Below are 8,621 nucleotides of genomic sequence, written 5' to 3' on the forward strand. Positions count from 1 at the left end.
GGACGCCGCCTATGACTTCGGTCTTGGTGCGGGTTTCTACCTGAACGCGACCCAGGAGCCCTGGGCTCAGCATTACCGCATGCACGATTATGTGGTCGATGAATTGCCGGTGCTGATCGAGACGAACTTTCCGGCTTCGGACAAGCGCGGCATCAGCGGGCATTCCATGGGGGGGCACGGTGCGCTGGTTTGCGCGTTGAGGAACCCCGGGCGGTATCAGTCGCTATCGGCTTTCGCGCCGATTGCCAACCCGGCCGATTGCCCGTGGGGCGAAAAGGCGTTTTCCAATTACCTTGGGGAAGACCGCTCACGCTGGCGTGATTGGGATGCCTGTGCCCTGATTGCCAAGGCGCAGGAGAAGTTGCCGATACTGGTCGACCAAGGGGATCGTGATGATTTCATGGCCAATCAGCTCAAGCCCGATGCTCTCGAGGTTGCCGCAAAGGCGGCGCGACATCCGCTAACGCTGCGCATCCAGCCGGGCTATGACCATAGCTACTACTTTATTGCCAGCTTTATCGACGATCACCTGCGCCATCATGCGCGGGCGTTGAACGGTTGAAATCTGCTGCGTTTGACGCTCGTGCCGACCGCGCTCACGCCTCGTGGGAGCGAGCTTGCTCGCGAAGCGGCCGCCGCAGGTGTTTCAGATACCACCCTAGCGGCTAGCAACCCCCAAAAGGTGCGGTTCGCTGCAAGAAAAAAGGCCCGACCGGTTACCCGGTCGGGCCTTCCATCGCAAGGAGCTAGAGCGATGGATAATCGGTGTAGCCCTCGGCGCCCTTGGCGTAGAACAGCTCGGGACGCGGCTCGTTGAGCGGGGCGTCCTGGCGTAGGCGCCCGACCAGGTCTGGGTTGGCGATGTACGGAATACCGAATGCAACCGCGTCGGCTTTGCCTGCTTCCAGCCAGGCGTTGGCCTGTTCCTTGGTGAAGCGCTCGTTGGCGATGTAGACGCCGCCGAAGATATCTTTCAGTTGCGGGCCGAGGCTGTCCTCGCCGGCTTTCTCACGGGTGCAGATAAAGGCGATGCCACGCTTGCCCAGCTCACGTGCGACATGACCGAAGGTTTGCGCACGATTGGAGTCGCCCATGTCGTGAGTGTCGGCTCGTGGCGCCAGGTGCACACCCACGCGGCCAGCGCCCCAGACTCCAACCGCAGCGTCCGTGACTTCCAGCAGGAGACGTGCACGGTTTTCCAGTGATCCGCCGTACTGATCGGTGCGCTGGTTGGTGCTGTCCTGCAGGAACTGGTCAAGCAGGTAGCCATTGGCACCGTGAATTTCAACGCCGTCGAAACCTGCTTCCCGCGCATTTTCAGCCCCCTTGCGGTAAGCCTCGACGATGCCGGCGATTTCTTCGGTCTCCAGAGCGCGTGGGGTTTCGTAATCTTTCATCGGGCGAACCAGGCTGACGTGCCCGGCGGGCTTGATAGCGCTCGGTGCAACCGGAAGCTGGCCGTCGAGGTAGATCGGATCGGAAATCCGGCCAACGTGCCAGAGCTGCAGGACGATCTTGCCGCCCTTGGCGTGGACCGCATCGGTTACCTTTCTCCAGCCCTGTACCTGCTCGGCGGACCAGATGCCGGGGGTGTCCGGGTAGCCGACGCCCATCGGCGTGACCGAGGTGGCTTCGCTGATGATCAGGCCGGCATCGGCCCGCTGGGCGTAGTACTCGGCGATCAGGTCACCGGGCACGCGGCCAGGCTCGGCGCGGCAACGGGTTAGCGGTGCCATGATGATGCGGTTGGCCAGTTCCAGTTCGCCAATCTTGATCGGGTCGAAAAGTGTAGGCATAGCGATGCTGCTCCTTTACACGGTGAGGGCTGCGAAGTTCAGAGTTCACGGCCAAGACGGGCTACGAAGGCTTCGATAGCCGGTTCATTGCGTTTGAAAAAATGCCACTGGCCGACCTTGCGGTTGGTGATCAGTCCCGCTCGCTGCAGTGTTGCCAGATGAGCCGAAACCGTGGATTGCGATAGCCCGGCGCGCTGGTCGATCTGCCCGGCGCAGACCCCGTTCTCGAGCGAATGGTGCTGCTCGGAGAAGTAACGCTGCGGTTCTTTCAACCAGCCCAGAATTTCCCGCCGCAAAGGGTGGGCAATTGCCTTGAGGATGTCGTCCAGTTCGTCGGGCATGCTGTTATCCGGTTCGGTATATCGCGATGGAGCGAACTATATATCGCTGAAAAACGATATGAGATCGATTCGGTTGATGATGGTTATCGTCACTATCGATCTGCAGGCTTCTTACCGCTGCGACTTCAATGGCTGCTGCTGTCCTGTAGAATCGCGGGCTGAACTTTTCGAGGGCTATGACTATGCGAATCGGCCACGGCTATGACGTGCATCGTTTCGGTGAGGGCGATTTCGTCACCCTCGGCGGGGTGCGGATTCCTCACAGGTTCGGCCTGCTCGCGCATTCGGACGGCGATGTGCTGCTGCACGCGCTCAGCGACGCCTTGCTCGGCGCGGCGGCGCTTGGCGATATCGGCAAGCACTTCCCTGACACCGATCCGGCGTTCAAAGGCGCCGATAGCCGCGTTTTACTGCGCCACGTGCTCAAGCAGGTGCAGAGCAAGGGCTGGAAGGTCGGCAACGTCGACGCCACCATCGTCGCCCAGGCGCCGAAGATGGCTCCGCATATCGAGTCGATGCGCAGCCTGATCGCCGAAGATCTGCAAGTCGATCTGGATCAGGTCAACGTCAAGGCCACCACCACCGAAAAACTTGGTTTCACCGGACGTGAAGAAGGCATTGCCGTGCATGCCGTCGCGTTGCTGGTCGGCGCATGACCGAGGATCAGTTACTCGGCCCAAGGGCGCACGGACGGGCCTGTGGCTCCGCCGTGCTCAAGGCTGTGGCGGAGGACTTCCAGGTCGACGAGGTGTTGGACATCCCCTTGTCTGGTGCAGGTGAACATCTGTGGCTCTGGGTGGAGAAGCGCAACCTCAATACCGAGGAGGCTGCGCGACGCCTCGCGCGGGCTGCTGGCGTTCCGGTGCGCAACATCAGCTACGCCGGCTTGAAGGATCGTCAGGCGTTGACCCGCCAATGGTTCAGCCTGCATCTACCGGGCAAGGCCGATCCGGAACTGGCCAAGGCCGAAGACGAAACCCTGACTATTCTCCAGAGCGGCCGGCATCAGCGAAAACTGCAACGCGGCGCCCATTCAGCCAATGGTTTTACCCTGCGTCTGACGGAACTACAGGCCGATCACGCCGAACTCGATACGCGTCTCGAGCGAATCAAGACCGAGGGTGTGCCCAACTATTTCGGCCTGCAGCGCTTTGGTTACCAGGGAGGAAACGTCCACGGCGCCCGCGAGTATGCGGATCGGCAGGAATTTCCCGTACAGCGCAATCTTCGCTCGCGCCTGTTATCCGCCGGGCGTAGCTACCTGTTCAATCAGCTGTTGGCCGAGCGAGTGGCCGCGGGTAGTTGGAATCAGGCACAAGTCGGTGATCTGCTGGCATTCACCGATAGCCGCAGCTTCTTTCCGGCAGGCGAAGCCGAATGCAGCGACCCGAGGCTGGCCATGCTGGATCTGCATCCGACCGGCCCCTTGTTGGGCGCTGGCGAATCGCCAACGTCAGGCGATGTACATGCGCTGGAGATGCAGATTGCCATAGCGGAGCCGTCAATCGCCAAGTGGCTCGCAGATGCCGGAATGAAGCATGAACGGCGCATTCTTCGCCTCCCCATAGGCGGCTTGTCGTGGCATTATCCCGAGCCTGACATTCTGCAACTTGAATTCGTCCTGCCGACCGGATGCTTTGCCACTGCTGTGGTGCGCGAACTGGTCAGCCTGGCAGGGCAGACGGACATCTGATGCGTATTCTGATTGCCAACGACGACGGGGTGTATGCACCCGGGCTCGCCGCGCTTTATGACGCGCTGGCGGATTATGCCGAGTGCAGGGTGGTTGCCCCAATCCAGGACATGAGCGGCGCCAGCAGTGCGCTGACCCTGGATCGCCCGCTTCATCCCACGACCATGCCGAATGGTTTTATCGGTGTGAACGGGACGCCTACCGATTGTGTCCACCTGGGCATCAACGGCCTGCTTGAACACGCGCCCGATATGGTGGTTTCCGGTATTAATCTGGGCGCCAATCTCGGCGACGATGTGCTGTATTCCGGTACCGTTGCTGCAGCCATCGAAGGTCGATTCACCGGCAAGCCCGCGTTCGCTTTTTCGCTGGTGTCACGGCTGACCGATAATCTCCCGACGGCTGCCTATGTCGCACGCAAGCTGGTTGAGCATCAGGCCTCGCTTGAGCTACCGCCGCGTACGGTATTGAGCGTCAACGTGCCCAACCTGCCGCTGGATCATATCCGCGGGATTCAACTGACCCGCCTGGGCCATCGCAGCAGGGCCAAGCCGCCAGTGAAGCAGGCTAATCCGCGTGGTAAGGACGGTTACTGGATCTCGGTAGCTGGTGATGTCGAAGACGGCGGGCCAGGCACTGATTTTCATGCGGTTATGCAGGGCTACGTCTCGATTACGCCATTGCAGTTGGACCGTACCTTTCATGAAGCCTTTGAAGGCCTCGAAAGTTGGCTGGAGGGCGTGTTGTGAACCGCGGATCCGATGACCTGCTGCGCCATGGCACGGGGATGACCTCACAACGCACCCGTGACCGACTGATCCAGCGGCTTTACGAAGAAGGACTGTCAGACCCTCGCGTGCTTGAGGTGATTCGGCGCACGCCCCGACATCTGTTCGTCGATGAGGCATTGTCTCATCGCGCCTATGAAGACACGGCTCTGCCTATCGGCCACAACCAGACCATCTCGCAACCCTTCATGGTGGCGCGTATGAGCGAGCTGTTGCTGGCTGACGGCCCGCTGGACAAGGTGTTGGAGATCGGTACGGGTTCCGGATATCAGACTGCTGTGCTGGCGCAGCTGGTTGAACGGGTGTTTTCGGTAGAGCGTATCCAGGCACTACAAGACCGCGCCAAAGAGCGCCTGGTCGAACTCAAGTTGCGTAACGTGGTCTTTCGCTGGGGTGATGGCTGGGAGGGCTGGCCTGCGTTGGCTCCTTACAACGGCATCATCGTTACCGCGGCGGCAGCCGACGTGCCCCAGGCTCTGCTCGATCAACTGGCCCCCGGCGGGCGGCTGGTGATTCCGGTCGGGGTTGGCGAAGTCCAGCAATTGATGCTGATCATTCGAGAGGAAGACGGTTTTTCCCGCCACCTGCTGGATACCGTGCGCTTCGTGCCGCTGCTCAATGGACCTGTAGTTTGATCACAGCGGATGGAAGCATGAAAAACGCGTTGCTGTTGTACCTCAAAGGCATGGCGATGGGAGCAGCTGATGTGGTGCCTGGCGTATCGGGCGGGACCGTGGCATTCATAACCGGAATCTACGATGAATTGCTGCGCTCCATCGGCTCGGTGCCGAATGCCATCCCGGCTCTGTTGAGGGGGCGAATCGCAGAAGCATGGCGCATTGCCAACGCCACCTTTCTGCTGGTGCTGTTCGCTGGAATTCTGACCAGCGTACTTAGCCTGGCGAAATTGATTACCTATCTGCTTGAGCATCACCCGATCCCGGTGTGGTCCTTTTTCTTTGGCTTGATCCTGGTTTCCGTACATTTGGTCAGTAAAGAGATCCAGCGTCGCAACCTGTCGCGATTGGTCAGCCTGTGTCTGGGCATCGGCTTTGCCTACTGGATTACGGTTGCGGCGCCGGTGCAGTGGAGCGCCAGCAGTGTCAGCCTGTTCTTTGCCGGCGCCATTGCGATTTGCGCCATGATCCTGCCGGGAATATCCGGTAGCTTCATTTTGGTGCTGCTCGGCCTGTATCCCGTGGTACTGGGCGCAGTCAAAGCACTGGACCTGGGCGTCATGCTGACCTTCGCCGCAGGCTGTCTGGTTGGCTTGTTGAGCTTTGCACGTGTTTTGAGCTGGGTTTTGCGTCGCTGGCGCGACCTCACCCTGGCGTTCCTTACCGGGCTGATGCTCGGTTCGCTGAACAAGGTCTGGCCCTGGAAAGAGACGCTGACCTGGCGCACCAATTCGCACGGTGAGCCCGTTCCCTTGCTGGAGCAGAACCTGCTGCCGGGTGCCTATGGTGATCTGACTGGGCAGGATCCGCAGCTTCTGCTGGCGATTCTTCTTGCAGTCGCCGGTATCGCTCTGGTGCTTGGGCTGGAGTGGTTTGCCGGCCGTCACCAGCCAGTCGCGCAAAGCGTCTGAACCGACTTGTCGATCATAGGGAGCGGGTATTGAAGCTGACAGCCAGCACGCGGTGGATACGCAGTTCATCAATCCGTGGCGCGCTTATCGCCTTGTTGGCGGGGTCGTTATTGATCGGGTGCACCAGCTCGCCGTCTGGCGGCGTGAGCGTCGTCGATCGCAACAGCCGGGACCGTGTTACCAGCGGTCGCTACACCGTTCAACGCGGCGACACGCTCTGGTCGATTGCTTTTCGCTTCGGGTGGGACTGGCGTGATCTGGCGCGGGTAAACAATATCCGCCCGCCGCATGTGATCTATCCGGGGCAGACGATTAGGTTCAGCGGCCAGGTACCTCGCGCCGCTCGTTCGGCAACTCCACCGCCACCCCCGGTCTCCAGCACGCCGACCATCGTCACTAATCCGGTGCCAACGCCGCCTCCCTTGACGCGGCCGACCGTACCGGCCGCCAAGCCTCCTGCGCCGAGCACTTCAATCAAGACGGTAACCCGTTCTGCCAGTGGTTGGGCCTGGCCTGCAGGGGGGACCGTGATCGGCCGATTTTCCTCAAACGGAAGTTTGAATAAAGGCATTGATATCGCCGGGGAATTAGGACAGCCTGTTTTAGCTGCTTCTGATGGGGCTGTTGTGTACGCCGGCAGTGGTTTACGGGGTTACGGCGAACTTGTGATCATCAAGCACAGCGATACCTATGTAAGTGCCTACGGCCACAACCGCAGGCTGCTGGTTCAGGAGGGGCAACAAGTCAAAGCTGGACAGACCATTGCCGAGATGGGATCGACTGGAACCGACCGGGTGAAACTGCACTTTGAGATTCGCCGCCAAGGCAAACCTGTAGATCCGCTGCAATACCTGCCAAAGCGATGATTTGATCCAAACCTGTTCCGGCACTAGGAGGGGCTTGAGCGATGCCAGGGAACGTGTGCCGCCCAGGCCTGTTGTCGAACTCAGAACAGGAAAACAATAATGGCTCTCAAAAAAGAAGTGCCGGAGTTTGACGTAGACGATGCTGTTCTACTCATGGAACCGTCCTCGGGCGCAGATCCGATCACCGAGATCTCCCGCGTCGGTTCGGTTGGCACCAAGTCCAAGACCGCAACGGTCAAGCAACACAAATTCATCGATTACACGCGCGCGCTCGACGCCACCCAGCTCTACCTCAACGAAATCGGTTTTTCCCCCCTGCTGACACCCGAACAGGAAGTGCACTTTGCGCGTCTCGCGCAGAAGGGTGATCCGGCGGGGCGCAAGCGCATGATCGAGAGCAACCTGCGGTTGGTCGTGAAAATCGCACGACGCTACGTCAATCGCGGCCTGTCCTTGCTTGATCTGGTGGAGGAGGGAAATCTCGGGCTCATTCGCGCGGTTGAGAAGTTCGACCCAGAGCGTGGCTTCCGCTTTTCGACCTACGCCACCTGGTGGATCCGGCAGACGATCGAGCGGGCGATCATGAATCAGACCCGGACCATTCGTTTGCCCATTCATGTGGTCAAGGAGCTGAACGTATACCTGCGTGCTGCACGCGAGCTGACTCAGAAGCTTGATCATGAGCCCAGTCCCGAAGAAATCGCCAATCTGCTTGAAAAGCCGGTTGCCGAGGTCAAGCGGATGCTGGGGCTGAATGAGCGGGTGACCTCTGTTGACGTCTCGCTAGGGCCGGACACCGACAAGACCTTGCTCGATACGCTAACCGATGACCGGCCGAGCGATCCGTGTGAGCTCTTGCTTGACGACGATCTATCCGAGAGCATCGATCAGTGGCTATCGGACTTGACTGAGAAACAGCGGGAAGTGGTTATTCGACGCTTTGGTCTGCGTGGCCATGAAAGCTGCACGCTCGAAGAGGTTGGGCAGGAAATTGGCCTGACGCGGGAGCGGGTTCGGCAGATTCAGGTGGAAGCACTCAAGCGCCTACGTGAGATTCTGGAGCGTAACGGCCTCTCGAGTGAGTCGCTATTCCGCTAGGCCTCGGTGCCCCTTACCTTTGCGGGATAGGGGCACGATTCTGTCTCCGTTATGCGGATGCATTTAGTTGAGTGGCTTTCGTGAGAAGCAGGATTAACTCCAGGTTGTTATGAGTTCTGCCTAGACGATTCATCATGTAGGTATTTGCTTACAAGCCTTGTAAGCAAAGACAGCAAAGTCGTCCGAGTAGTTCGCCATCTTTGAAAAAGCGTCGATCTAACTATCTGTTTTTGCTGGTAAATTAAATTTTATTGAATGATGGCCTGGTTGCCATCATGCATTTTTCGCAGTTGCCGTTGTCGCTCAAAGGCCTAATATCGCAACTGTGCTCAGGGACAAGCACAGCCGGCAAGGATGTCAGGCAGGATCAACCGCTGGAGGCGGTTTCATCAGGACGATGAGTAGGAAAAAAAGGGAAGTATGGAAGGAGGCGGGCGGGGGTTAACCCCCG

At 59.4% G+C, this 8,621-nt stretch carries 10 protein-coding genes; 8 read left to right on the forward strand and 2 right to left on the reverse strand.

The genetic code is table 11. The annotated features are described in order from the left end of the window. The coding region (fghA, locus tag PSTU_RS0117985; protein WP_019342408.1) for an S-formylglutathione hydrolase at nt 1-562 on the forward strand (562 nt) is incomplete at its 5' end. 184 nt (nt 563-746) lie between these two features. Here fghA and PSTU_RS0117990 read toward each other — a convergent pair. After that, on the reverse strand, nt 747-1,796 hold the full coding sequence (locus PSTU_RS0117990; protein WP_019342409.1) for an alkene reductase: 1,050 nt from the start codon (nt 1,794-1,796) through the stop codon (nt 747-749). Nucleotides 1,797-1,834: 38 nt separating this feature from the next. Continuing rightward, entirely contained in the window at nt 1,835-2,137 is a 303-nt protein-coding gene (locus PSTU_RS0117995; RefSeq protein ID WP_019342410.1) for an ArsR/SmtB family transcription factor, read from the reverse strand. Nucleotides 2,138-2,319: 182 nt separating this feature from the next. Here PSTU_RS0117995 and ispF point away from each other — a divergent pair, with 182 nt between their 5' ends. From ispF to rpoS, 7 genes are all read left to right on the forward strand, one after another. Then, nucleotides 2,320-2,793: a 2-C-methyl-D-erythritol 2,4-cyclodiphosphate synthase gene (gene ispF / locus PSTU_RS0118000; protein ID WP_019342411.1), complete on the forward strand. Its 474-nt coding sequence runs from the start codon at nt 2,320-2,322 to the stop codon at nt 2,791-2,793. Continuing rightward, nucleotides 2,790-3,830: a tRNA pseudouridine(13) synthase TruD gene (gene truD / locus PSTU_RS0118005; protein WP_019342412.1), complete on the forward strand. Its 1,041-nt coding sequence runs from the start codon at nt 2,790-2,792 to the stop codon at nt 3,828-3,830. The genes ispF and truD overlap by 4 nt, the downstream gene beginning before the upstream one ends. Further along, nucleotides 3,830-4,579: a 5'/3'-nucleotidase SurE gene (gene surE, locus PSTU_RS0118010; protein WP_019342413.1), complete on the forward strand. Its 750-nt coding sequence runs from the start codon at nt 3,830-3,832 to the stop codon at nt 4,577-4,579. The genes truD and surE overlap by 1 nt, the downstream gene beginning before the upstream one ends. A gap of 38 nt (nt 4,580-4,617) precedes the next feature. Next, complete coding sequence (locus PSTU_RS0118015; protein ID WP_029404859.1) at nt 4,618-5,253, forward strand: protein-L-isoaspartate(D-aspartate) O-methyltransferase; 636 nt, start codon at nt 4,618-4,620, stop codon at nt 5,251-5,253. Between the two features lie 17 nt (nt 5,254-5,270). Further along, entirely contained in the window at nt 5,271-6,206 is a 936-nt protein-coding gene (locus PSTU_RS0118020) for a DUF368 domain-containing protein (RefSeq protein WP_019342415.1), read from the forward strand. Nucleotides 6,207-6,235: 29 nt separating this feature from the next. After that, the gene (locus PSTU_RS0118025; protein ID WP_019342416.1) at nt 6,236-7,072 is read left to right on the forward strand and encodes a peptidoglycan DD-metalloendopeptidase family protein; all 837 of its coding nucleotides are present in this window, start codon (nt 6,236-6,238) and stop codon (nt 7,070-7,072) included. A 99-nt stretch (nt 7,073-7,171) separates the two neighbouring features. Then, the gene (gene rpoS, locus PSTU_RS0118030) at nt 7,172-8,170 is read left to right on the forward strand and encodes an RNA polymerase sigma factor RpoS (protein WP_019342417.1); all 999 of its coding nucleotides are present in this window, start codon (nt 7,172-7,174) and stop codon (nt 8,168-8,170) included. Nucleotides 8,171-8,621 lie beyond the last annotated feature (451 nt).

This window comes from Stutzerimonas stutzeri SDM-LAC, from assembly GCF_000235745.1.
Classification (GTDB): domain Bacteria; phylum Pseudomonadota; class Gammaproteobacteria; order Pseudomonadales; family Pseudomonadaceae; genus Stutzerimonas; species Stutzerimonas stutzeri_H.